The organism is Nonomuraea sp. 10N515B, assembly GCF_052245915.1.
Taxonomy (GTDB): Bacteria; Actinomycetota; Actinomycetes; order Streptosporangiales; family Streptosporangiaceae; genus Nonomuraea.
In genome coordinates this window covers 1-24163 of record NZ_JBQQBQ010000042.1, presented here as the reverse complement: position 1 = coordinate 24163, position 24163 = coordinate 1, and the positions used below count along the sequence as shown (strand labels likewise).

At 71.1% G+C, this 24163-nt stretch carries 26 protein-coding genes and 2 riboswitches; of the genes, 7 read left to right on the top strand and 19 right to left on the bottom strand.

All coding sequences use genetic code 11. The annotated features are described in order from the left end of the window. Nucleotides 1-34: 34 nt before the first annotated feature. The 3 genes from ACTWQA_RS41210 to ACTWQA_RS41200 all read left to right on the top strand — a co-directional run bounded on the left by ACTWQA_RS41210 (nt 35) and on the right by ACTWQA_RS41200 (nt 3112). Entirely contained in the window at nt 35-1180 is a 1146-nt protein-coding gene (locus tag ACTWQA_RS41210) for an AMP-binding protein (RefSeq protein ID WP_443164326.1), read from the top strand. Between the two features lie 43 nt (nt 1181-1223). Then, complete coding sequence (locus tag ACTWQA_RS41205; RefSeq protein ID WP_443164325.1) at nt 1224-1544, top strand: hypothetical protein; 321 nt, start codon at nt 1224-1226, stop codon at nt 1542-1544. 176 nt (nt 1545-1720) lie between these two features. Continuing rightward, on the top strand, nt 1721-3112 hold the full coding sequence (locus ACTWQA_RS41200) for an RNA polymerase sigma factor (protein WP_443164324.1): 1392 nt from the start codon (nt 1721-1723) through the stop codon (nt 3110-3112). Nucleotides 3113-3180: 68 nt separating this feature from the next. Here the strand turns inward: ACTWQA_RS41200 and ACTWQA_RS41195 are convergent, their stop codons facing one another. Continuing rightward, on the bottom strand, nt 3181-3558 hold the full coding sequence (locus ACTWQA_RS41195; protein WP_443164323.1) for a hypothetical protein: 378 nt from the start codon (nt 3556-3558) through the stop codon (nt 3181-3183). A 135-nt stretch (nt 3559-3693) separates the two neighbouring features. Between ACTWQA_RS41195 and ACTWQA_RS41190 the strand changes: the two genes are divergently transcribed. Beyond that, a complete protein-coding gene (locus ACTWQA_RS41190; protein ID WP_443164322.1) occupies nt 3694-4254 on the top strand; it encodes a TetR/AcrR family transcriptional regulator C-terminal domain-containing protein in 561 nt (186 codons plus the stop codon). Between the two features lie 197 nt (nt 4255-4451). Further along, nucleotides 4452-4643, top strand: a complete 192-nt coding sequence (locus tag ACTWQA_RS41185) for a DUF5999 family protein (protein WP_443164321.1) — start codon at nt 4452-4454, stop codon at nt 4641-4643. A 9-nt stretch (nt 4644-4652) separates the two neighbouring features. On the opposite strand, the gene ACTWQA_RS41180 is transcribed toward ACTWQA_RS41185, so the two are convergent. After that, entirely contained in the window at nt 4653-5243 is a 591-nt protein-coding gene (locus ACTWQA_RS41180) for an alpha/beta hydrolase family protein (protein ID WP_443164320.1), read from the bottom strand. 81 nt (nt 5244-5324) lie between these two features. Between ACTWQA_RS41180 and ACTWQA_RS41175 the strand changes: the two genes are divergently transcribed. Further along, entirely contained in the window at nt 5325-5678 is a 354-nt protein-coding gene (locus ACTWQA_RS41175) for a hypothetical protein (protein WP_443164319.1), read from the top strand. A gap of 10 nt (nt 5679-5688) precedes the next feature. Here the strand turns inward: ACTWQA_RS41175 and ACTWQA_RS41170 are convergent, their stop codons facing one another. From ACTWQA_RS41170 to ACTWQA_RS41115, 12 genes are all read right to left on the bottom strand, one after another. Continuing rightward, entirely contained in the window at nt 5689-6477 is a 789-nt protein-coding gene (locus tag ACTWQA_RS41170) for a hypothetical protein (protein ID WP_443164318.1), read from the bottom strand. 112 nt (nt 6478-6589) lie between these two features. Then, nucleotides 6590-9415, bottom strand: coding sequence for an aminomethyl-transferring glycine dehydrogenase (gene gcvP / locus ACTWQA_RS41165; RefSeq protein WP_443164317.1), 2826 nt, complete (start codon nt 9413-9415; stop codon nt 6590-6592). A gap of 56 nt (nt 9416-9471) precedes the next feature. Continuing rightward, nucleotides 9472-9586: riboswitch (glycine riboswitch) on the bottom strand. After that, a riboswitch (glycine riboswitch) is annotated at nt 9587-9686 on the bottom strand. 48 nt (nt 9687-9734) lie between these two features. Continuing rightward, nucleotides 9735-10355 (bottom strand): MerR family transcriptional regulator, encoded by a 621-nt coding sequence (locus ACTWQA_RS41160; RefSeq protein WP_138669872.1) that lies wholly within the window; start codon nt 10353-10355, stop codon nt 9735-9737. Between the two features lie 147 nt (nt 10356-10502). Then, entirely contained in the window at nt 10503-10973 is a 471-nt protein-coding gene (locus ACTWQA_RS41155; protein ID WP_020539830.1) for a bifunctional nuclease family protein, read from the bottom strand. Between the two features lie 120 nt (nt 10974-11093). After that, entirely contained in the window at nt 11094-11720 is a 627-nt protein-coding gene (ftsR, locus tag ACTWQA_RS41150; protein ID WP_443164316.1) for a transcriptional regulator FtsR, read from the bottom strand. A gap of 150 nt (nt 11721-11870) precedes the next feature. After that, on the bottom strand, nt 11871-12383 hold the full coding sequence (locus ACTWQA_RS41145; RefSeq protein WP_106237610.1) for an FHA domain-containing protein: 513 nt from the start codon (nt 12381-12383) through the stop codon (nt 11871-11873). Between the two features lie 269 nt (nt 12384-12652). Beyond that, nucleotides 12653-15157, bottom strand: coding sequence for a sugar phosphate nucleotidyltransferase (locus ACTWQA_RS41140; protein WP_443164315.1), 2505 nt, complete (start codon nt 15155-15157; stop codon nt 12653-12655). A 4-nt stretch (nt 15158-15161) separates the two neighbouring features. Further along, complete coding sequence (locus ACTWQA_RS41135; protein ID WP_443164314.1) at nt 15162-15743, bottom strand: CDP-alcohol phosphatidyltransferase family protein; 582 nt, start codon at nt 15741-15743, stop codon at nt 15162-15164. A 68-nt stretch (nt 15744-15811) separates the two neighbouring features. Further along, nucleotides 15812-16618 (bottom strand): GNAT family N-acetyltransferase, encoded by an 807-nt coding sequence (locus tag ACTWQA_RS41130; protein ID WP_443164313.1) that lies wholly within the window; start codon nt 16616-16618, stop codon nt 15812-15814. Then, entirely contained in the window at nt 16615-17238 is a 624-nt protein-coding gene (locus ACTWQA_RS41125) for a phosphoribosylanthranilate isomerase (RefSeq protein ID WP_443164312.1), read from the bottom strand. The genes ACTWQA_RS41130 and ACTWQA_RS41125 overlap by 4 nt, the downstream gene beginning before the upstream one ends. Nucleotides 17239-17367: 129 nt before the next feature. Further along, a complete protein-coding gene (locus ACTWQA_RS41120) occupies nt 17368-18042 on the bottom strand; it encodes a response regulator (RefSeq protein ID WP_443164311.1) in 675 nt (224 codons plus the stop codon). Continuing rightward, nucleotides 18039-19652 carry a histidine kinase gene (locus ACTWQA_RS41115; RefSeq protein WP_443164310.1) on the bottom strand — a complete coding sequence of 538 codons (1614 nt, stop codon included), beginning with the start codon at nt 19650-19652 and terminating at the stop codon, nt 18039-18041. The genes ACTWQA_RS41120 and ACTWQA_RS41115 overlap by 4 nt, the downstream gene beginning before the upstream one ends. A 128-nt stretch (nt 19653-19780) precedes the next feature. On the opposite strand from ACTWQA_RS41115, the gene ACTWQA_RS41110 reads away from it, so the two are divergent. After that, entirely contained in the window at nt 19781-20371 is a 591-nt protein-coding gene (locus ACTWQA_RS41110; protein ID WP_443164309.1) for a class I SAM-dependent methyltransferase, read from the top strand. Between the two features lie 79 nt (nt 20372-20450). Here ACTWQA_RS41110 and ACTWQA_RS41105 read toward each other — a convergent pair whose 3' ends face one another. The 5 genes from ACTWQA_RS41105 to ACTWQA_RS41085 form a co-directional block, all read right to left on the bottom strand. Further along, nucleotides 20451-21005, bottom strand: coding sequence for a hemerythrin domain-containing protein (locus tag ACTWQA_RS41105; RefSeq protein WP_443164308.1), 555 nt, complete (start codon nt 21003-21005; stop codon nt 20451-20453). 43 nt (nt 21006-21048) lie between these two features. After that, a complete protein-coding gene (locus ACTWQA_RS41100) occupies nt 21049-21837 on the bottom strand; it encodes an enoyl-CoA hydratase/isomerase family protein (RefSeq protein WP_443164307.1) in 789 nt (262 codons plus the stop codon). Then, nucleotides 21834-22751, bottom strand: coding sequence for an alpha/beta hydrolase (locus ACTWQA_RS41095; RefSeq protein ID WP_443164306.1), 918 nt, complete (start codon nt 22749-22751; stop codon nt 21834-21836). The genes ACTWQA_RS41100 and ACTWQA_RS41095 overlap by 4 nt, the downstream gene beginning before the upstream one ends. A 9-nt stretch (nt 22752-22760) precedes the next feature. Continuing rightward, nucleotides 22761-23447 carry a gamma-glutamyl-gamma-aminobutyrate hydrolase family protein gene (locus ACTWQA_RS41090; protein ID WP_443164305.1) on the bottom strand — a complete coding sequence of 229 codons (687 nt, stop codon included), beginning with the start codon at nt 23445-23447 and terminating at the stop codon, nt 22761-22763. Nucleotides 23448-23566: 119 nt separating this feature from the next. After that, nucleotides 23567-23896: a hypothetical protein gene (locus ACTWQA_RS41085; RefSeq protein WP_305918866.1), complete on the bottom strand. Its 330-nt coding sequence runs from the start codon at nt 23894-23896 to the stop codon at nt 23567-23569. Between the last annotated feature and the right edge of the window lie 267 nt (nt 23897-24163).

Sequence of the window (24163 nt, the reverse complement as noted above, 5' to 3'; positions counted from 1 at the left end):
CGCTGTCCGACGTGTCGCCATTAACCTTACGAGCATGTGGAGGAACCCGTCGCATCCGGACCGTCCGCTGCATGCCATTGTGCAGCCTCCGGGACCCGCGCTGTTCACGGCCGTCCGCGACGCGCTGACCGGCGACGGACCCGCCGTCCTCCCCCTGCCTCCCGGCCAGGCCGATGCCGCGCTGGCCGCGCTGCGCCCCACCCACGTCGACGGGACGCCCCAGGACGGCGGCGCCGGCGTGCCCGCCGACGTGGCGGTCGTGATCGCCACCAGCGGCAGCACCGGCACGCCCAAGGGCGTGATGCTCTCGGCCACCGCGCTGCGCGCCTCCGCGGCCGCCTCCCTGCGGCGCGTGGAGGCCTCCAAGGGCGAGCGCTGGCTGTGCTGCCTGCCCGTCTCCCACGTCTCAGGCCTGCAGGTCTTGGTGCGCGCCCTGCTGTCGGACAGCGAGCCGATCATCCACCCGCGCTTCGACCCGCGCGCGGTCCTGGACTCCGGCGCCGACCACGTCTCACTGGTGCCGACCCAGCTGCACCGGCTCGTGGAGCTGGGGGCCGACCTGTCGGGGTTCCGCACCATCCTGCTCGGCGGCGCTGCGCCCCGTCCTGGCCTGCTGGAGCAGGCCCGGGACCTTGGCGGCCGGATCGTGACGACGTACGGGATGAGCGAGACGTGCGGCGGTTGCGTGTACGACGGCCGGCCCCTTTACCATGTAGATCTCAAGATCGGCGAGGACGGCCTGATCCGGATCGCCGGTCCCGTGCTCTTCTCCGGCTACCGCTCCGGCGAGCCCGCCCCGTTCGACGGCGGCTGGTTCGTCACCTCCGACCTGGGCGAGCTGGCCGGCGGGCGGCTGCGGGTGCTGGGCCGGGCCGACGACGTCATCAACACCGGTGGCGAGAAGGTCATGGCCGCCGCCGTGGCCGCCGTGCTCGGCACTCACCCCGCGATCGCCGACGTGGCCGTGATCGGCGTGCCCGACCCCGAATGGGGCGAGCTCGTCACCGCGGTCGTGGTCCCCGCCGCCCCCGACACGCCACTCACGCTTGCCCAATTGCGGGCATACTGCCGCGATAGGCTTCCCCCTCACGCCGCCCCGCGCGAGCTGCGCCTGGTCACCGGACTGCCGCTGCTGCCGAACGGCAAGACCGATCTGGTACGGCTGAAAGCAGGAACCTGACGAGGTGCGGCTGCGTCAGAGTGAGGAGAAGGAGGGAGCCTTCATGGACCAGACCCGCAAGATGTGGGCATCCGCGGCCATCATCGTCGTCGCCGGCGTCTCGGTCGCGGCGGCCGCCTCCGCGGGCAGGCTCGACCAGGTCGGCGAGGAGACCAGAGCTGTGGTGGAGAAGGCATCACCGTCCGGCCGGCCGGCGACGCCGGCCCCGTCTCCCGAGCCCACCGATGACGACATCGTGGTCTCCCGGGAGGTCAACCCGGACCCCAGCAAGGTGCTCGAATACTGGACGGACGAGCGCATGGAGGACGCCGAGCCCATGCCCATGCCGGAGGTCACGACCGGCGAGATCGACGTGACCGAGTAAGACCCGCACGAGGGGCGGCTCGCCAAGTGGGGCGATCCGTCCCTTTTTGGCATTTCGTCCAGGCGGGAACAAATGGCGGAGAATGGCGTTATTGATACTGGTGCGCCGTGCGGACAACGAAGCCGCCCGCCATAACCTGCCTGATCGCTTCTACTCCGTACGGAGGAGGTGTCCTCATGCCCACATCCGCCGTGGCGACCCCACCCGCGACTCTCGACCAATTGCTTGAACGAGGGCGTAACCAGGGTCACCTTTCTCTGGCGGAGCTGCGTGACGCGTTCGCCGAAGCCGGGATCAGCCCCTCTGAGGGCCGCACGATACTGCGCGAACTGTCGGAGGCCGGCGTGAGCCTGGCCGCCGAGAACGAGCCGTCTCTCAGCAAGACCGCCCCCAAGAAGCCCGCCACCAGGAAGCCCGCACAGCCGAAGGCCACCGAGGAGCAGGAAGAAGCCGCTCCGAAGAAGTCCTCGACCTCGCGAGCCAAGGCTACCGGCCGCAAGGCGGCCAAGGCAAAAACCGACATGCCGGCCGCGGCGAAGGGCGTCGTCCCGCCCGACCCCAAGCCGGAACACGAGGAGGACGTGCCCGACGACATCGTCATGACCTCTGAGAACGAAGAAATCGAGACCGAGCAGCTCGACCTGGACGACACGCAGTCCACCATGGGCGACTCGGTGCACACCTACCTCAAGTCCATCGGCCGCCGCACGCTGCTGACCGCGGCGCAGGAGGTCGAGCTGGCCAGGCGGATCGAGGCCGGACTGTACGCCGAGTACAAGCTGGAGACCCACCCCGAGCTGCCGCTGGACGTCCGCGAGGACCTGCGCATGGTCATCGAGGACGGCCGGCAGGCCAAGGACCACATGCTGGAGGCCAACCTGCGGCTGGTCGTCTCGGTGGCCAAGAAGTACACCGACCGCGGCATGTCCCTGCTGGACGTGGTCCAGGAGGGCAACCTGGGACTGATCAGGGCCGTGGAGAAGTTCGACTACACCAAGGGTTTCAAGTTCTCCACCTACGCCATGTGGTGGATCAGGCAGGCCATCCAGCGCGGCTTCGCCGACTCCGCGCGAACGATCCGGCTGCCCGTCCACGTGCTGGAGATGCTCTCCAAGCTGTCGCGGATCGAGCGTGACATGCACCAGCGCCTGGGGCGCGAGCCCACGCCCGAGGAGCTGGCGGTCGAGCTGGACAAGACGCCGGACCAGATCGAGGAGCTGCTGCGCACCAGCCGCCAGCCGATCTCGCTGAACGCGACGATCGGCGAGGACGGGGAGACCACGATCGGCGACCTCATCGAGGACGTCGACTCGCCGGAGGCCTCGGAGATCGTCGACCGCCAGCTGCTGGGCGACCAGCTGCGCGGTGTGCTCGACAACCTCTCGCCGCGGGAGTCGAAGATCATGGCGCTGCGGTTCGGCCTGGTGGACGGCAAGCCGCACACGCTCGACGAGATCGGCAAGCACCTGGGGCTGACCCGGGAGCGGATCCGTCAGCTGGAGAAGGAGTCGCTGTCCAAGCTGCGCCACCCGAGCAACACCCGCCCGCTGCTCGACTGGGCCAGCTGACCGCTCTGAAGCAAAGCCCCGGCCACACGAGGGAGGCGTGACCGGGGCTTTTCCATGCGCGCGTCGAGTCAGACGGTGGAGGGCACCGGGCGGGGCACGCTCGGGATCCCCCAGAGCCGGTTTTCCTCGCGCAGCGTCCGCAGCCGCTCCACCTCATCGGTCCACATCCGGCCGGCCGGCGTGGCCCGGGCCTTGCGCCGCGCGATCCGATCGTCGTAGGACTTCACCCCGAACGTGGCCCGCTGCCCCGCCTCGGCGGCCCGCAGCGCGTCGGTCAGCGCCCGGTCGAACGCCCGCCCCGCGGCCAGCAGCTCGATGTCGTCGGCCGCCGCGGCCCGCAGCTCCCGCAGCAGCTGCTCGGCCTGCCGCGCCTTCTCGAGCAGCTCGGGGAAGCTCTTGGAGATCTCCTGGTCCGCGTGATAGCGAACCTCGGCCTCACGGCTCACCCGCGGACGGAAAAACGCCATCGACCCTGCCCTTTCGCCAGCCTGCACCTCGTTCAACCGCCAAGAGTACGCCGTCGCGCGACACGAACTGAAATCACCCCGGCGCGGCGCCCTTTACATTGTAAGATGATCGCCATGCCCGCCAAGCGACCACCCGTCCCCCTCTCCCGCGAGCGCATCATCGAGGCCGCGCTCCACATCGCCGACAGCCAGGGTCTGCGCCGGCTGACCATGCGGCGCCTGGGCGATGCCCTGCAGGTGGAGGCCATGGCCATCTACCACCACCTGCCCCGGGGCAAGGAGGCGCTGATGGACGCCCTGGCCGAGCACGTCACCACCGTGCTCGTGGAGCAGGGCCCGACCTGGCAGGAGACGGCCAAGGCCTGGTGCCGGGCCGAGCGCGAGCTGCTGCGCGAGCACCCGGGCGTGCTCGCCCTGGCCCTGACCAAACCCCCGAAGGGTGCCACGGCCCTCGCCATCAGGGAGCAGGTCGAACAACTCGCCGACGGCGGCCTGGACGACGCGGCGCAGGCCGTACGCGCGCTGCGGGCCTTCGTGTTCGGCAGCGTCGCCGTCGAGGTCCAGCAGTCCGGCTGGGCCGATCCCGAAGTCGACGAGTGGGTAAGACGGGATGAAAGAGCCGACATGGACTTCGAGCGCGGACTCGACGCTCTCCTCAAGGGTTTGCAAACGTGATGCGCGTGTCACGCTTGGCCCGTTATCCTGCATAAGGCACGCTGTGTCGAAGGTCACACGTTCCGGGGACCCCCCTGTAACAGTCCGAAGGGACTATGTCGGAATGTGTGACGGACATCGCACACTTGCCAAAACGACAACCCGAGCCGCTCCCGTCCCTCAGCGGGGGCATTTCACGAGATATCGGAGGCACGCCGATGTGCCCGCACGACCCGGCCTGTCCGGATGCAGAGGCGCCAGACCGCGAGAAGGCACGCACTCTCGCCTGCCACCCCGAGCAGGGATGGAGCCTGCTCTGCAACGGCGTCGTCCTGTTCGAGGACACCGGGGAGCTCCTGCCCAGCGGTGCCAGCATCGAACCGCACCGGCCCGCGGTCGGCGCGGCCTGACCTACGGACCTACGCGTAGTGGGTGATCCACTCCGCCACTACCTCGCCCACCCGGACGGGGTCCTTTTTCAGGTCGTGGCCCTCCCCCGGCAGCACCACCAGGCGCGCCGCGTCCGCCGCGTCGGGGATGCCGAACGGATCACGGTCTCCGTTGACCACCAGCACGTCCACCCCGGCGCCGCGTAGCTCCTCGGCCCTGGACCGCTCAGGCCTGCCGGGCGGATGCAGCGGGAAGGCCAGCGCCACGACCGCCGCCGCGCCGACCGCCTGGGCCGTACGGCAGGCGACCCGCGCCCCGTTGCTCCGCCCGCCTTGCACCAGCGGCAGCTCCGGCCACCGCGCACGCAGCTCGCTCAGGACGATCTCCCACGCCTCGTCCTGCCGGGCCGGCGAGCCGGGCGCCCGCGCCCCCGCCACCCTGAAGGCCTGGGTCACCCTCGCCACGACGGCCCCGGCCCCGAGCGCGGCGGCACGCACGGCCACCAGGTCGGGAGCGTCCACTCCCCCGGCGGCCCCGTGGGTCAGCACGAGCAGCAGCCGCGGCTCGGCCACCTCGTCGACCTCGACCATCGCGGGTCCTCGCGGGGTCATGACCTCCATGGGAGAACCGTACCTTCGGACGATTCCGGCCTACCCCTCAGGGCTGATGACGGCGTGCCGCGTACGGGGCATGATTTTCCTATGCCAGACAAGCGTCCCCTCCGGGATGATCTGCAGGCCACGCTCGACGCGCGCCGCGATCTCGGCCCGGACTACGAAGCCGCGCTGGTCGAGTCGTTCGTGGAACGTCTCGACGAGACGATCGCCGCCCGCGTGCAGGCCGAGCTGGCCGTACGCGGCGCCGCCCCACACCGGCACCAGGGCAAGAACCCCGGCGCCGCGATGATCCCGATCGCGCTGGGCTCGATGGGCATCGGCATCCCGCTGACGGCGATCGCGGCGGGCAACGCCGGCCTGGTGGGACTGACGATCACCTGGCTGGCGATCGTCATCATCAACGTGGCCGCCGCCGCGGCCATCATGCGCCGCGGCTGAGCCGGGCCGGTCAGGCGTCGCGGTCGTAGCGGAGGCGGACCTCGGCTGCCAGGCTCTCGTCCTCGTGCTCCAGCCCGTACGCCCACACCCGCTCGGCGTCCTCCTCCCGCCCGCGCAGCGGCAGGGTGCGGGCCAGCAGCTCGATGGCCAGCGCGCTGGTCTGGGGGTCGGCGCCTGCCTCCACGGTGTCGGCGAACTCGGCGCAGGCCAGCTCCAGATGCGCGATCCCCAGCTGCACCCGCAGTCCCGGCACGTCCTCCTCGGGAGCCGACTCCAGCGCCTCCATGAGGACGTCGGCCGCCATCCCGGGCTCGTCGTGCTCCATCAGCAGATCGGCCAGCTGCCGGGCCGCGTGCGCGCCGATCTGGCCGTCGCCGGCCGCCATGGCGGCCCGCAGCTCCCCCTCCGCCTCCTCGAGACTCGTGGCCAGCCGGGCCAGCGCGAGATGGGCCAGCGGCACGTACGCGGCGGTGCCGACGCCCAGCACGGCCTGCCAGGCGGCCCGGGCCTGCTCGGCCCGCCCCTCCCGCTCGAAGCCCTGCGCGAGATGGCAGGCGGCCTGCGCGGCGTATTCAGGATGGCCGGTGGCCAGCGCGGTCCTGGCCGCGGCGCGGGCGGCCTCGACGTCGCCGCGCTCCTCCAGCACCACGGCCAGCCCCACGGCGGCCTGGGCCTGGTCGGGTCCTTCAGGGTCGGCGGCCAGCCGGCCCAGGATGGCGGCGGCTCCGTCGAGATCACCGTCCTCGGCGAGGCGGCGGGCGGCGTCGAGGGGCGGTGTCTCCAGCTCTGAGAACGTCAAGAGAGCTCCTTCTGGCGACGGTCGCACGAAGCTTAACCACTTCTGGCGATCATGTCTGCTCAGTTGACGCTGAAGGACTGGCCGGCCCTCGATTCAGGGCCGGCCGGACGACTCAGTCCTCGTAGGCCTCCAGCGGCGGGCACGAGCACACCAGGTTGCGGTCCCCGTACGCCTGGTCGATGCGCCGCACCGGCACCCAGTACTTGCCGTCCCGCAGCGACGGCACCGGGTAGGCGGCCTCGGTCCGCGAGTAAGGGTGCGCCCACTCGTCGGCGACGACGGACTCGGCCGTGTGCGGCGCGTTGCGCAGCGGGTTGTCGGTCTTGTCGTAGTCGCCGGACGCCACCTTGGAGATCTCCCCCCGGATGGCGATCATCGCCTCCGCGAACCGGTCGAGCTCGTCGAGGTCCTCGCTCTCGGTCGGCTCGATCATCAGCGTCCCGGCCACCGGGAACGACATGGTGGGCGCGTGGAAGCCGTAGTCGATGAGCCGCTTGGCCACGTCGTCCACGGTGACGCCGGTCTCCTTGGTGATCTGCCGCAGGTCGATGATGCACTCGTGGGCGACCAGCCCGCCGCGCCCGGTGTACAGCACCGGGTAGTGGGGGGCCAGGCGCCGGGCGAGGTAGTTGGCCGACAGGATGGCCTGCTCGGTCGCCGCGGTCAGGCCATCCGAGCCCATCATCCTGATGTACGCCCACGAGATCGGCAGGATCCCCGCCGACCCGTATGGGGCCGCCGAGACGGGCCCGACGGGCGTGTCGTTGTGCAGCGGGTGGCCGGGCAGGTAGCGCGCCAGGTGGGCGCGCACCGCCACCGGGCCGACACCCGGGCCGCCGCCGCCGTGCGGGATGCAGAACGTCTTGTGCAGGTTGAGATGGGACACGTCGGCCCCGAACTCGCCCGGCTTGGCCAGACCGACCAGCGCGTTGAGGTTGGCGCCGTCGACGTAGACCTGCCCGCCGGCGCCGTGCACCTTGGCGCACACCTCGGTGATGCTCTCCTCGTAGACGCCGTGCGTCGACGGGTACGTCACCATGATCGCGGCCAGCGCGTCCCGGTGCTTGTCGATCTTGGCGTCGAGGTCGGCCAGGTCGATGTTGCCGTCGGCGTCGCAGGCCACGACCACCACGCGCATCCCCGCCATGACGGCGCTGGCGGCGTTGGTGCCGTGCGCGGAGGACGGGATGAGGCAGACGTCGCGCCCGCTCTCGCCGTTCGCGCGGTGGTAGGCGCGGATGGCCAGCAGCCCGGCGAACTCGCCCTGCGAGCCGGCGTTCGGCTGGATCGACACCGCGTCGTAGCCGGTGACCTCGGCCAGCCAGCGCTCCAGCGTGCCGATCAGCTCCGTGTAGCCCTCGGCCTGGGCCTCCGGCGCGAACGGGTGGATCCCGGCGAACTCCGGCCAGGTGATCGGCTCCATCTCGGTGCTGGCGTTCAGCTTCATGGTGCAGGAGCCGAGCGGGATCATCGAGCGGTCCAGCGCGATGTCCTTGTCCTGCAGCTTGCGCAGGTAACGCAGCATCGCCGTCTCGGAGTGGTGGCCGTGGAAGACCGGGTGGGTCAGGTACGCCGACTCGCGCAGCAGCGCGGCGGGCAACGCGTCGGCGTCCAAGGCCACCTCGGAGGCGTCCATGCCGAACGCCGACCACACCGTGGTCACCTCGGCGGCGCCGGTCTTCTCGTCACAGGCGACCGAGACGTGGTCGGCGCCGGCCTGCCAGAGGTTGACGCCCCGCTCGGCGGCCGCGGCGACGACCTCGGCGGCCCGGCCGGGCACGCGGACCAGGACGGTGTCGAAGAACTCGTGGTGCACGACCTCCAGGCCGGCCTCGCGCAGCCCGTCGGCGAGGGCGACGGCGTGCCGATGGACCCGGTGGGCGATGCGGCGCAGCCCGTCGGGGCCGTGGTAGACGGCGTACATGCCGGCGATGACGGCGAGCAGGACCTGCGCGGTGCAGATGTTGCTGGTGGCCTTCTCGCGGCGGATGTGCTGCTCGCGGGTCTGCAGGGCCAGCCGGTAGGCGGGGTCGCCGTCGGCGTCGACGGACACGCCGACCAGGCGGCCGGGCATCTGCCGCTGCAGCCCCTCGCGTACCGACATGTAAGCGGCGTGCGGCCCGCCGAACCCGAACGGCACCCCGAAACGCTGCGAGGAGCCGATCGCGATGTCGGCGCCGAGCTCGCCCGGCGTGGCCACGAGCGTGAGGGCCAGCAGGTCGGCGGCGGCCACGACGAGCGCGCCGGCCTCGTGCGCGGCGGCGGCCACGGCGCGGAAGTCGCGCAGCCGCCCGGAGGCTCCCGGGTACTGGACGAGCACGCCGAAGCACTCGGGCAGCTCGCCGTCGAGCGGGTGCTCCACGAGCGTGATGCCGAGCGGCTCGGCGCGGGTGGCCAGCACCCGCTTGGTCTGCGGCAGCGCGTCGGCGTCGACCACGAACACGTTGCTCTTGGACTTGCCGGCGCGCCGGGCCAGCGTCATGGCCTCGGCGGCGGCGGTGGCCTCGTCGAGGAGGGAGGCCCCGGCGACGGGCAGGCCGGTGAGGTCGGAGACGACCGTCTGGAAGTTCAGCAGCGCCTCGAGGCGGCCCTGCGAGATCTCCGGCTGGTAGGGCGTGTACGCGGTGTACCAGCCCGGGTTCTCCAGCAGGTTGCGGCGGATCACCGCGGGCGTGATCGTGTCGTGGTAGCCCAGGCCGATCATCGAGGTCAGCACCCGGTTGCGGTCGGCGAGGGCGCGGAGCTCGGCGATCGCCTCGGTCTCGCTCGCGGCGGCGGGCAGCTGGAGCCGGTCCTTGGCCCTGATGGCCTCGGGGACGGCCACGGCCACCAGGTCGGACACGGACTCGAAGCCGACGGCCTCGAGCATGCGCTGCTGCTCGGCAGCGGAGGGGCCGATGTGCCGGGATGAGAACGGCGGAGCTGACAGGTCGGTCATGGACAGTGCCTCCCGAGGCTATGGAGACCGGCGCCAGGGCGCGGGCGAGTGCCGGATCTCCCCACTCTGTCAGCGCGGCGTCACCGCGACCTGAGAGCTTCACCCCCGTGAACAGGGGCTTGCACCGTCGGTGAGGCACGCCTGGCGGGCGCGCCTGCTTTCCAGAGTTGCCTCGCCCGAGCGGTACGGGGTGCCTGAGAGATTCCGGGGAGGGTTGCTCCTTCGGCGCCCCGGGACCCGTGGGCCCCAGAGACTCTCCCGCACGGGGTCGTCAGCCTTGCTGTCCTACATTACAGCCCCTATGCGTTACAAGGGGATTTCACCCGATGCGTCGGGCGCGGCGGCGCCGGGCGAGCTCGTCAGCGGGGTGGTCGGCCGGGACGGTGTCCTCGACCGCCGCTCTTTCCCCCGGCAGCTCCGCGAGGGATCCCTCGACCTCGCGCCAGACCCGGCCGAGCGCGATGCCGAACACGCCCTGGCCGCCCTGGAGCAGGTCGATCACCTCGTCGGCGGAGGTGCACTCGTAGACGCTGACGCCGTCGCTCATGAGCGTGATCTGGGCGAGGTCGGCGACCCCGCGATCGCGCAGATGCTGCACGGCCGTGCGGATCTGCTGCAGCGACACTCCGGTGTCGAGGAGCCGCTTGACGACTTTGAGCACCAGGATGTCGCGGAAGCTGTAGAGCCGCTGGGAGCCCGAGCCTTGCGCGGCCCTGATCGTGGGCTCTACCAGGCCCGTGCGCGCCCAGTAGTCGAGCTGCCTGTAGGTGATGCCGGCCGCCGCGCAGGCCGTGGGCCCGCGGTATCCGATGTCGCCCGGCAACGCCGCCGGCTGCTCGTCGAAGAGCAGACCCTGCTCCCCGGCACGCTGCCGCGCGTCCTCACGCCGTACCGGATCTTCCTGGCCGGCCGTCTTTCCCTCGCCGCTGCTGACCGCCACGCGGACCTCCGGCTTTCTCTCATCCCGTGGCCTGATCTGGGGGTTCATGAAGGGCGGCCACGGGTTTCACTTGCACCGTAGGACCGTGACCATGCTCAGTCAACGATCCGGCTCGGCGCGTCGTGAAGCGTAAATGCACCGAAATACCTACCCCGCCCTGCCGAAGTCTTCGGGAGTGATTGTGTCAAGGAACTCCCTGAACTTCTCCACCTCGTCCTCTTGGTCGTCGGGGATGACCACGCCGGCCTCCTGGACCACCTCCTCGCTGGCGAAGATGCGGGCTCCGGTGCGCAAGGCGAGCGCGATCGAGTCCGACGGCCGCGCGCTCACCTCCACGCCGTTGGAGAACACCAGATCGGCGAAGAAGATGCCGTCACGCAGCGCCACAATGTTGACCGCCCGCAGGCCGACGCCCAGGGCGCTCAGGACGTCACGGAAAAGGTCATGGGTGAGCGGCCGCGGCGGTGGCTCCTCCGCTTGGGCCAGGGCGATCGCCGTCGCCTCGGTCATGCCAATCCATATCGGAAGGAACCGCTCCCCGTGTGCCTCCTTGAGCAAGACGATCGGCTGGTTTGTGGGCATTTCAACTCTTACGCCCACGACCTCCATCTGCAACACGGGCTGCTCCGTATTCCTGACCGGTCACCCGGCACAGCTCTTCGCTCGACTGGCTACTTCAATTCAACGTAACACCCGGCGGGCCTGGAATGTGCCGTCGGCTCCCTGCTCGCCCCGCTCTCAACGGCCCAGCACCGACCGTACGCCCGTGCGCACCAGAGATGCGTGCAGATCGAGCAAGAGGGCCGAAAGCTCCCTGGCGATCTCCTCCGCCTCGCCGGCGGCCCCGGGGGCGCGCCGCTTCAGCACGGGCGCGACGGTCTGCTCGACCAGGCCGCACTCGCGCTCGGCCGCCGCCTTGACCGCACGCAGATGCCGGGCGTGCAGGCCGAAGCGGGCCAGGGCGCCGACGGTGCGCGCGACCTTCAGCGCCTCCTCGTCGTAGCGCCTGGCCACCGGGGCGAGCAGGCCGTAGTCCTCCAGCTCGGTGAGCGTCTCCTCATCGATCTCCGCGGCCTCGAGCAGCTCGGCACGGCTGAGCTTGACCTCGTGCTTGTCCTGCACCGCGCGGGGGCGGCCGAAGCTCTCGGCCATCCTGTCCTTGATCACCCGCAGCGGCAGGTAGTGGTCGCGCTGCTCGGTGAGGATGAAACGCAGCTGCTCGACGTGCAGATGCGTGAACTTGCGGTAGCCGGAGGGGCTGCGCTCGGGCTCGATCAGCCCTTCGCCCTCCAAGAACCTGATCTTGGAGATCGTGACATCGGGGAACTCGCCCTGCAGGAGCGCGAGCACCTCCCCGATGCTCATATGCGAGCGTGCCGCCTGCGGGCTCATGAGACCTTCGGCCTCACGAGCCCGAGCGGGGCTGTGTCCACCGGTCGCTCGCCTCGCTCGCTCATGCGACCTTCGGCCTCATGAGCCCAGGGGCCGTGTCCATGCGTCGCTCGCTTGACTCGCTCATGCCCCGGCGTTGCCCCGCATCAGGAAGACCAGGCGGAACTTGCCGATCTGCACCTCGTCGCCGGAGTGCAGCGGCACCTCCTCGATCCGCTCCCTGTTGACGTAGGTGCCGTTGAGGCTGCCGACGTCGCGGACGGAGAACTGGCCACCACGATGCCGGTAGAACTCGACGTGGCGGCGGGAGACCGTGATGTCGTCGAGGAAGATGTCGCTCTCCGGGTGGCGCCCGGTCGTGGTCAGCTCCTTGTCGAGCCGGAAACGACTCCCCTGATTGGGGCCCCTGGTCACCGTGAGCAACGCCGTGCCGGGCGGCAGCTGCTCGACGAGCGCCCGCTCGGCCAGGAGCATGTCACCTGTCTCAGCCTCGTATGCCTCGATTCCCGCGACGGAGATCGTCGACGTGGTGTCCCCGGAGACCTCGGGTCTGGTCAGCGGTGACCCACAACGGGAACAGAAACGGGCATCCTCGGGGTTGGCGTGCCCGCACTGCGTGCAGTAGACGCTCGGCATCGATCGGCTCGGCCTCCTACCGCGAAGACGCGGCGACGGTGCTCGGGGCGCGCCTCGCTTCGCTTTTTCACGTTTGCGAATGCCGCAACATACGCTGATCAGCGGTAAAGGTCAACTCGGGGCGCTGGACTGTGGTGTGGACGCAGACAAAGTTACCGCCGCTTCCGCCCCGTGGTCCATGCCGCCGCGCGTTTCAACATTACGATCTTGCGGCGCCGTCCGCGCGCTTCGCGGGCGAACTTTTTCAGATGACACTCGGTGACCGGCCCCTAGGTGGCGGCCTGCTCCACGATGCGCGCCCAGTGTTCGAGCAGCGCCTGGGCGCCGTCCATGTCGGGTGCCTCGGCCCACAGATCGGTGAGGGGCTCGGTAGCGGCGGGCAGGATCAGCACCCAGCTCCCGTCGTCGTGGGTCACGCGCACCCCGTCGGTGGTGTCGATGCTGTGGCCCTCGGCCTCGGCCTCGGCCGCCTCGATGACCGAGCGCATGACGGCGCCCTTGGCCGCCCAGGGCGTCGGCACGGCCCGCTTGAGCAGCTTGACCTCGGGGATCCTGGCGTCGATCTGGCTGAGCGACAGGCGGGTGCGGGCGACCAGCCCCAGCAGGCGCATGAACGCGGCCAGCCCGTCGATGGCCGGGCTGAACTCGGGCACGACGAACCCGCCCCGCCCGTCCGCCGCGAAGATCATGTCGGCTCCGGCGGCGGCCGAGGTGAGGGCGTCCAGCGCGGTGGAGGTCCACTGCACCTGCACGCCGTGGAAGCGGCAGACCTGCTCGGCGACCCTGGTCGTGGTGACCGGCAGCGCCACCTGGCCGCCCCGGCGCTCGGCGGCGACGAGGTCGAGCACGACGAGCAGCGCCCGTTCGTCGTTGATGAGCTGGCCCATCTCGTCCACCAGGGCGATGCGCTCGCCGACCGGGTCGAACCGCACGCCGAAGGCCGCGCGCGAGGAGCTGACCAGCTCGGACAGGCGCTGCAGGTCGCGGCGGCGCTCGGCCAGCGTCTCGGTGGGCGAGAGGTCGTCGAGGCGGGCGTTCACGGTCAGCACCTCCACCCCGAGCCGGCCGAGTAACGCCGGCAGCACCAGCGACGAGGTGCCGCCGGCGCAGTCGACGACGACCTTCATGTCCCTGATGCCGTCCATGCCGACGTGGCGCAGCAGCTCACGCGTGTAGTCCTCGACCGCCCTGGCCGGGTAGGTGAGCTCGGCGATCTCGCCGGGGAAGGCGCGGCGGAACTCCTGCCGGGAGAAGACCCGCTCCAGCTTGCGCTGGGCGGCCGGCGGCAGGTCGGCGCCGCGGCCGTCCATGAGGACGATGTCGACGCTCTGCGGATCGCCGGGCGTGGTACGCAGCGAGATGCCGCCCGCGGCCGACTCGCGGCCGGTGTGGAAGCGGGCCACCGGCAGCGGGGCCGCCTCCAGGTCGAGCACGTTGATGGCGCTGGCGGTGAGCGCGGCGTTGACGGCCCGCTTGAGCGCCCTGGCGGCCAGTGAGCAGTCGCGGGAGGTGACGACGTGCTCGCCCTTGTTCAGGGTGGTGGCGTACGCGCTGGCCAGGCGCACGCACAGCTCGGCGGTGATCTCGACGTTGACCAGGCCGCTGACGCCCCGGGGGCCGAACAGGTTGCGTTGGCCTCGCGACTCCCAGATGACGCTCGTGTTGACGACCGCGCCCGCCTCGATGGTCTTGAACGGGTAGACCCTGACGCCGCTGGAGACGTATGCCTCGGCCTCGATGACGCACTCGTCGCCGACGACGGCGTTCTCCTCGATGCGGGCCCCGGCCATCACGTCCGTGCTCTTGCCGATCACGCAGCCGCGCAGGTGGGCCCCCGGGCCGAGGTAGACGTTGTCGTGGACGATCGCGCGGTGCAGGAACGCGCCCTCCCGCACGACGGCGTTGTTGCCGAGCACGGTGAACTCGCGTAACTCGGCGCCCGCCTCGACCTTGGCGTACTCGCCGATGAGCAGCGGGCCCTTGAGCACGGCGTCGGGGTCGACCGAGGCCGACTCGGCGACCCAGACGCCGGGCGAGAGCTCGAAGCCGCCGATGTCCAGGGCGACCTTGCCGGACAGGGCGTCGGCCTGCGCCTTGAGGTAGCTCTCGTGGGTGCCGACGTCCTCCCAGTAGCCGTCGGCCACGTACCCGTAGAGGGCGGCGCCGCGCTCGAGCAGGGCGGGGAAGACGTCGGATGACCAGTCGACGGGCTCGTCGGCCGCCACGGCCTCGAGGACCTCGGGCTCCATGACGTAGACGCCGGTGTTGACGGTGTCGGAGAAGACCTGCCCCCAGGTGGGTTTCTCGAGGAAGCGCTGCACGCGGCCTTGTTCGTCGACGATGATGATGCCGAACTCGAGCGGGTTCGGTACGCGTTTCAGGCCGATTGTCACAAGCGCCGCATTTTCCCGGTGAAATCGGATCATTTCCGTTAAATCGATATCCGTCAGGGCATCGCCGGAGATCACCAGGAATCGATCGTCGCGAAGGCGGTCGGCGGCGTTCTTGACGCTGCCCGCGGTGCCGAGGGGCAGGTCCTCGGTGGCGTACTGGAGGCTCATGCCGAGTTCGTCGCCGTCGCCGAAATAGTTGCGCACCAACGCCGCGAGGAACTGCACCGTCACCACCGTCTCGGTGACGCCGTGCCGCTTGAGCAGGCGCAGCACGTGCTCCATGATCGGGCGGTTGACCACGGGGAGCAAGGGTTTGGGCTGGTTGGCGGTCATCGGACGCAGCCGAGTGCCCTCCCCGCCCGCCATGACGACCGCCTTCACCCGATCACTCCTTTTTGGCCGACGTTACGAGCTGCCGCACCTGTACCGCATACAGCACCCCTGCCCACCAGTAGAGGCCTGTTCCCCAGAGTGCGAACGCCCATCCGGCAATTCGGGCTACATCGGCATACCACCCAGTGTGGGATGCAAGGAAGAGGAGAGGGAAGGCATACATGAGGTTGAACATGGCGGCCTTGCCCAGGAAATGCACCTGAAGTGCCCTATAGCCGTATTTGCGGAGTACGGGGAAGCAACTCGCGACGAAGAGTTCCCGCGCCACGATCACCGCGACCAGCCACCAGGGGATGACGTCGCGCAGCAGCAGCGCGAGGATCGTGGCGCCCACATACAGCTTGTCGGCGGCCGGGTCGATGACCCGGCCGAGCTTGCTGGTCTGGTTGAACGCGCGAGCGATCTTCCCGTCGAGCCAGTCGGTGAACCCGGCCACCGCGAGGACCCCGATGGCCCACCCGTCCGCCTTGGGCCCGAGAACCAGCCAGAGGAACACGGGCACGCCGAGGAGGCGCAGAAAGCTCAGCAGGTTGGGAACCGTCCAGATCCGGTCCTCGGCGGAAGTTTCGCTCACGAGGCAGACCCTACTGCCTGGAACTCCACCACAGCGGCCCCGCCTGCGGCGGACTGCCCGGGGACCGGTCAGGTGCGCAGGAACGCGTGGACGCGGCCCAGTTCCTCGAAGCCGAGCCGGGCGTAGAACTCCTTCGGCCAGCCGGACGCGCCGGCCACCAGGAAGATCAGCTCGGCCCCCGCCGCCTCCGCCAGGAGCGCGGTGATCAGGGCGCGCGCGTATCCCCGGCCCCGGTGCTCCTCGCCGGTGAAGACGTCCTCGATCTGGGCCACGCCGCCGTGCGCGTAGAGGTCCGCCCTGGCGGCGATCCGGCCGTCCGGAGCGCGCATGCCGCGGAAGGCCACCACGTCGGCGCCGCGCAGCCGGGTCTCCACGCGGCGGACAAGGTCGTCGATCACGTGCTCCGGGGCCTGGGGCAGGCTGCGGCGCCAGTCGCGGCGCAGCACCGGCAGCAGCTCCTCCAGCTCGAGGTGCTCGGCGGCGGGCGGGTCGGCCGGGATCGCGCCGCGGAAGGCCATGACCACGTTGGTCTCGTGGTCGTAGCCGGCGGCGGCGAACGCGTCCGCCAGCGCCGTGCCCAGGCGGTCGTCGTCGACCGACACCAGCCGGTGGGCACGCTCGGCGAGGACCTCGTCCGCCGCTCGCAACAGTGCGCCGGAGGCCGGGCCGGGACCGTCACCGGCGCCGACGATCAGCTTGTTGTCGTCGTAGGAGCCCGGGTAGCGGTCGTCGAGCACCGCGAAGCCGCCGGGCACCGGGAGCGTCCGCGGCGCCCTGCGGCGGGCGAAGGCGCGCATGAAGCCGACCGCGCGGGCCAGGTCGGCCGCCGCGCCCTGTCGCGCCAGCGCGGCGGCGCGCGCGAGCTCCTCCGTCACGCCGATCGGCTTACGGGGCGGGCGCCGCGCACCGCCTGCAGGAACGCCGTGATGAGGGCCGGGTCCTTCACGCCGGGCGAGGACTCCACGCCGCTGGACACGTCGACCCCCCACGGCTCGGCGGCGGCGATCGCCTCCGTCACGTTGGCCGGGGCGAGGCCGCCGGCCAGCAGCCACCTGCCCGACGGGCGGCCGCGGATCGCGGCCCAGTCCCACGGCAGGCCGGAGCCCGCGTGGGGGGCGTCGACGAGGAGCAGGTCCTCGTCGTAGGCGCCGCACCGCAGGTCGGCCTCGGCGTCCACCGCCCTGATCAAGGCGGCTCCGAGGTCCTTGAGCGCGGTGAAGTCGCCATGCGGGTGCCTGCCGTGCAGCTGGACGGCCCGCACGCCGGAGGTCAGCGCCGCCGCCCGCACCGTGCCGGGGTCCTCGCCGCGGAACACGCCGACGGTCAGCACGTGGGCGGGGACCAGCGCGGCCAGCTCGGCGGCCCGCTCGGGCGCGATCTGCCGGGGGCTGCGGGTCATGACGAACCCGACGGCGTCGGCGCCGGCCTCGACCGCGGCGGCCACGTGCTCGGGCTCGGTCAACCCGCAGATCTTGACGTACACATCCTGGGGCACACCTGAAACCTTAGCGGCGGCGCGCGGTTGCCGGTGACCGCGCCCGGATCAGCGCCGCGGCGTCACCCTGCGGGATGATCGCCGATCCGCCGGACGGCGGACACCTGAACCTCCGGGGCCAGGGAGGCGTCAGCCGGGGCCGCGGCGTACCGGGCGGAAGGAGGCGTCCACGAGGCCGGTGCGGTGCGCCACGACCGCGGCCTGGATGCGGTTGCGCAGTCCCAGTTTCTCCATCGCGGCGGCGATGTGGGTCTTGACCGTGGTGACGCCGACGTGCAGCTCCTCGGCGATCTCCGCGTTGGACAGGCCGGTGCCGACCAGGGCCAGCACCTCCACCTCGCGTTCGGTCAGCCCCGGGGGCGGCGGCGCGGTGGCCTGCTCCTCGGCCGCCAGGAAACCGTCGACGACCCTGCGCAGCACCGACGGCGCGAGCAGTTGCTCGCCGGCCGCCGCCCGGCGCACGGCCTCCACCATGCGCTCCGGCTCGTCGTCCTTGACCAGGAAGCCGACGGCCCCGGCCCGCAGGGCGGCGTAGACGTTGGCGTCCTCGGCGAACGTGGTCAGCACCACGATCCTGCTCGCCGGGCGGGCGGCCAGCACCCGCTTGATCGCCTCGAGGCCGTCGACCCTGGGCATGCGCAGGTCCATGAGGATCACGTCGGGCACGTGGCGGTCGGCCAGGCGGACCGCCTCGGCACCGTCCTCGGCCTCGCCCACGACCTCCATGCCGCCCGCGGCCTGCAGCAGCATGCGCACGCCCGCGCGGACGAGCGCCTGGTCGTCGGCCACCAGCACGCGGATCACACGGCGCTCCCCGAGGGCAGGCGCGCAGGCAGGCTGGCGGCCAGCAGCCAGCCGCCCTCGCCGTCGGGGCCGGCGGTGAGGGTGCCGCCGAGCGCGCGCACGCGCTCGCGCATGCCGGACAGCCCGCGGCCGGAGGACGGCAGGCGTTCGATGCTGGTGGGCGGCCGGCCGTTGCGGATCTCCACCGACAGCCCCTCACCGGCGGGGGCCACGCTGACGCGGACCCGGGTGCCGGGGCCTGCGTGTTTGAGCACGTTGGTGAGTCCTTCCTGGACGATGCGGGCGGCGGAGGTGCGGGCGATGAGCGGCGCCTGGTCGGTGGCCGGGTCGAGGTCCAGGTCTACCACGAGCCCGGCGGCGGCCATGCGCTCGGCCGACTCGCGCACCACGTCGGCGGGGTTGGCCAGCAGGTGGGGCTCGTTGTCCGGCCGGGTCCCCTCGCGCATCAGGTCGAGCAGGTCCCGCAGGTCCTGCAGCACTTGATGGCCGGTCTCGCGGATGTCGTTGAGCGCGTCGGCGACGGGGCCGTCGGGCGCGGTGTAGCGGGCGGCGCCGGCCCGCAGCACCATGGCGCCGACGTGGTGGGCGACGATGTCGTGCACGTCGCGGGCGATGCGCTCGCGTTCGGCCAGCTGGTCGGCCCGCACCTGCGCGAGCGCCGCCCGGGCGGCCTCCTCGGCGCGCAGCCGGTCGGCGGCCACGGCGGACTGCCGCACGCCGAGGTAGCGGCCGATCGCGATGGGGGTGGCGACCAGCGTCATGAGCACGCCGACGCGGAACGGGGTGATGTCGGTGTCGTCGCCGACCACGGCGATCGCGGTCAGCAGGCAGCCGGCGAAGTACGCCGCCACCGTCCACGGCCAGGAGGCCACGCGCATGGCGAACACGCCGACCGCGATGAGGGTGAGGATCACGCACGTGTTGACGGCGTCGTTCAGGTAGGTGTCGGCGGACAGCAGCAGTACGCCCTGCAGGAGGAAGACCAGCCCGGGAAAGCGCCGGGCGATGCCCAGTGCCAGGCCGCCGACCACGGCCAGCAGCCCGACGACCCAGACGGGCTGCGTACCCGAATGCCAGGAGGTCCAGGTGCTGAGCACGGTGATCGCCACCCCGGCGGCCGCCAGCAGCGCGTCCGGGGTGACGTCGCGCTCCTCCAGGCGCCCGGCCGAGCTGCGCAGGTAGGCGCCCAGCACGGCGGGGAAGACCGGCAGCAGCACCGCGTACATCCACGCGTTGGCGGTGAGCGCGATGCCGGGGTCGGCGATGTTGACCGCGGTCGCGCCGATCGTGGCGGCCACGGCCACCACCGTGGCCCGCCGGCCGGACCGGAACCCGGCCACGCCGAGCGCGACGCACACGAGGATCTGCGCGCTGTTCGAGGTGAGCGATCCCAGCTGGTCGGTGACGACGAGCAGGACGGCCAGGTAGAGGGTGACCGGCACCGGCCACCGCCGGACCAGCCCCATGGGCAGGCCCGCCAGGAGCGCCATCGGGATGTTCAGCTCCGCGGGCAGAGAGTTCGTCTCGCCCGCATGGGCCGTGGTCAACAGGGCCAGAGCCACACCCGAAACGGCCAGCAGGACATCCAGCGGCACACCGCGCCAACGCATGGGCACACGGTATCCGGCCGCGATGAAGGGCCAATCCTCCCGGCGGAGGACCCCTCCTCCTCCTTGTGGCCGCAGGGACCGTCCTCAGGGGGGAGCGATTGGTCAGATCTTGGCCCTAGTTTTGTCCTATGTCTAACGGCACTGCTCTCTTTCTCGGTCAGTTCCTCCGCTCCCCTGCCATGATCGGCGCGCTGGCGCCGAGTTCCCGGCAGCTGGCCGCCGCGGTGTGCACGCCGATCCCCGAGCGTGGCGAGCCGACCGTGGTGGAGCTGGGCCCCGGCACGGGGTCGTTCACCGCGGAGATCCAGCAGCGGCTCTCCGGGCGTGGCCACCATCTGGCCGTGGAGGTCAACGGGCCGCTGGCGCGGTTGCTCACCGAGCGTTTCCCCTCCGTGGACGTGGCGCACGCGGATGCGGCGCACCTGGGCGAGCTCCTGCGGGAACGGGGATTGCGGCAGGCGGACGTGGTGGTGAGCGGGCTGCCGTGGGCGGCTTTCCCGGAAGGCCTGCAGAGGGATCTGCTGGGTGCGGTGACGGCGTCGATGTGCCAGGGAGCGGCCTTCACGACGTTCTCCTACATTCACGCCATCCCGCTCAACTCGGCGCGGCGTTTCCGTGAGCTGCTGGCCGAGCGTTTCGAAGAGGTCGTACGGGGACGCACGGTGTGGCGCAACGCTCCCCCGGCGTTCGTCTTCCACGCGCGCCGTCCCAGGCTCTGACGGAAAAAAGGGGCACCCGCGGCGGAGGAGCTCCTGCTCAACTACCTCACTGCCCCGGGTGCTCGGCCCTGCTCGCGCTTCAGCCCGGCTTGCCCATAGCCTTGCGGATCACGTCCCGGGCCCGATCCATGATGGCGACGGGCGGGCCTACGAGCAGGTTCTGCGCCGCCGTCTCGACCCCCGGGTGCGGGTGCGTGGGCGCTATGGCCTCCGCTGCCTTCACCCCGACGGCCATCGCCTGACGCTCCTTGTCGCCGGTGGCCTGCTTGAACTTGGGGAACTCTTCGTGTTCCTCGTGCTCGGCGTGCGCGACGACGGCTTTGCGCAACGTGGCGAGGTTGGTGGCGAACTGAGGATGGTCGACGCCGTCCTTCTCCATCTGCGTGAGCATGTCCTTGGCGGCGTTCTCCTCGGCCAGCCGTTCGTCGACCACCTCTTGGCCGTGGTCGAGCTTGCGGCGCGCGTACGGGTGGACGATCTCCTCCTCCGCTGTCTCGTGGACGGCCAGCAGCCGCACCAGGCTTCGGAAGGCCTCTTCTTTGTCCTCCGGGGCGGCGTTCTCGACCTCGTCGAACTGGCCTTTGATCTCCTCGTGCTGGCGTAGCAGCAGGTCGATCACATCGTTGTCCTTCATGAGCCTGCGTCTACCCGAGGCCTGGGGAAGCACACGCCCGCCCTCAGCCGAAGGACGGGGGCCGTTTCTCCCGCAGGGCGCGCACTCCCTCGGCCACGTCGGGACCGGTGAAGCCGAGGAACTCCATGGCCAGCGAGGCGTCGAAGGTCGGCCCGGCCAGCCGGAGCCAGTTGTTGAGCGAGTATTTGGTCAGCCTGATCGCCTCCTGGGAGCCTGCGGCGAGCCGGACGGCGATCTCCATGGCCTTGTCGTCCACTTGGTCGTCGTCCACGCAGAGGCTCACCAGGCCCATCCGCTCGGCTTCCTCTCCCGTGACCGGCTCGCACAGCAGCAGGTGGTATTTGGCCTTGGCCAGGCCGCACAGCAGCGGCCAGACGATCGCGGCGTGGTCGCCCGCCGCGACGCCGAGCCTGGTGTGTCCGTCGATGATGCGCGCGGTGCGGCCGGCGACGGAGATGTCGGCCAGCAGCGCGACCGCGAGCCCGGCGCCCACGGCGGGCCCCTGGATGGCGGAGACGACCGGCTTGGCGCAGTTGAGCACGTTGTAGACGATGTCGCGGGCCTCGGCGAACACGCGCAGCCTGGTGGCGTGGTCGCGGGTCATCTCCTCGATCATGGAAAGGTCGCCGCCGGCGGAGAACGCCCGGCCCTCTCCCCTGACCACGATCGCCCGCACGCTCTCGTCGCGGCCGGCGTCGCGCCAGATCTCGGCCAGCTCGCGATGCGCGGTCATGTCGACGGCATTGAGCCTGCCCGGCTCGCTGATCGTGATCCGCAGCACGCCGCCGGCCGGGGTGTCGATCGCGAGCTTGGTGTAGGCGTCGTAGGTCACCACGATTCCCTGAGCCGTCGCGCCACGTAATCACGGGCCTCGACCGCCTGGTCGAACAGGCCGGGCAGGGCGAAAAAACCGTGCAGCGCGCCGTCATACCTGCGGCTCTCGGCCGGCACGCCGGCCTGGGCCAGCCGCCGGGCGTAGGCCTCGCCCTCGTCGCGCAGCACGTCGTATTCGGCCGTCACGACGGTCGCGGGAGGCAGCCCCGCGACGTCGGGCAGCCGCAGCGGGGACAACCGCGGGTCGGCGTGATCCACGCCGTCGGCGTATTGCCGCGCGAACCATGCCATCTCCGCGGCGGGCAGGACGTAGCCCTTCGCGCATTCGGCGTAGCTGGGCGTGTCCATGGCGGCGTCCAGCACGGGGCAGACGAGAGCCTGATGCGCCAGCCGCAGCCCGGCGTCGCGGGCCTGCCAGGCCGCGACCGCCGCGAGATTGCCGCCCGCGCTCTCGCCGACCACCGCCACGCTGCCATTGCTCTGGTAGAAGGCGGGCCGGGCGAAGATGTCGCGCACGACGGTGAACGCGTCGTCGGCGGCGGCGGGGAACGGATGCTCCGGCGCCAGCCGGTAGTCGGCCGACACCACCACCGCCCCGCTGTGGACGGCCAGGAAGCGCCCGAACGCGTCGGACCGCCTGATGCTGCCGAACACCCAGCCGCCACCGTGGAAGTAGACCACCACGGGCAGCGGCCCGTCGCCCGGGTCGGCGCGGTAGATCCGGATGGGCACGCCCTCGGCCACCTCGTCGCGGACGAAGGGCAGCTTGGTGAGCGGGCCGCGGTGGAGCGCGACGCCGTCGGGCTGTGCGCGCCTCTCGTGGATCTCGGCCAGTGTGATCGCGTCGAAGTCGGTGTCCTCGTCCGGCCCGAGGGAGGCGAGGTAGTCCCGCGCCTGGGGGTGCAGCGGCATGATCGCAGCCTAGCGGGCCGCCTCCATGAACGCATCGAAGAGCCGGTTGTCCGCGCCCCGCTCCGGGTGCCACTGCACGCCCACGCCGAACCTGTGGCCCTGCAGCTCGATGCCCTCGACGATCTGGTCATCGGCCCAGGCCACGGCCAGCAGGCCGCTGCCGAGCCGCCGGACGGACTGGTGGTGCGGCGCGACGACCTCGACGTGGTCGCCGACCGCCTTGCCGAGCTTGCTGGAGACGCTGACCTGGATCGCGTGCGTGGCGCCCGGCTCGCCGTGCCGGTCGTGGTCGAGCATCTCGGGCAGCCACGGGATCAGCGTGCCGCCCTGCGCGACGTTGAGCACGTGCATGCCCCTGGCGATGGCCAGGATGGGGACGTCGGCGCGCACGGCCGCCCTGGCCAGGGCCAGCTCGAAGCGGTCGCGGTGCACCTGCGGCTCGGGGACGCGCTCGTCCTGCTCGCCGTTGTAGGAGGCGGCCGCCATCTCGACGCCGCCGGCCAGCAGCACGCCGTCGAGCCCGCGTACGTAGTCCTCGATGGCGTGGGGGCCGAGCGGCGGCAGCACCACGGGCGCACCCCCTGCCCGCGCGACCGCCTTGGCGTAGGAGGGCGGGGAGAGCACGGCCTCCCGCACCCAGTCGCTCCAGCGGGCGGCTTCGAAGTAGGCGGTGATTCCGATCAGCGGTCGGGCCATGCGATCTCCCGGAGCAGGGTGGAGTTCGTGCCGCCGCCAGCCCGTCTGCGGTGACGGCCACTTGTCCCAATCATGGCGCACAGCCTTTCCGATATGTCACCCATCCCAAAGATCCCCGGCTACCACTTGCCTCCCCCGCCACCGGATTCGTGCCTTTTCATCCGAAGACGGAAGGATGTCTCGCTGATCAGCTGGGTGAGGATCGAGGCGGTCTCCGGGTGGGTGTCGAGCAGCTCGTCCAGGCGGGCCCGCCACGCCCCGGCCTCGGCGTAGAACGCGTCGTCCTCCGCCTGCAGGCGCAGCCGGGTCTCGCACAGCTGCAGCTGATACATCAGCCCGAGGTAGTGCCCGACCGTGTCGCTGAGCCACCAGTAGGCGTCCGTGTTGGCGGCGAAGACGAAGATCCGAGCGCCTTCCCAGGCCACCCGTCTGGGGTGGAGGACTGCCATGGCCGGATCGTACGCCCGCTGGACGGTTTCCGGAACGTTTCGGGCTCTGCCCGCCGCAGGTGACATACTCCGGCGGCGCTGGGAACGCGTGCCGCCGGCGACGCAGCAGGGGGAGCTGACCGCGGCTGGCGCCGATCCAGCCTCGGCTATTCAGCCGGTATTTCGTTCTGAAGATCGATAACTAAAAGAAGGTGCCTCCGACCTGCGATGATCTGACTGCTGAGATCATGAACATCGCACAGAACGGACGCACCTTCCGGGTGAACG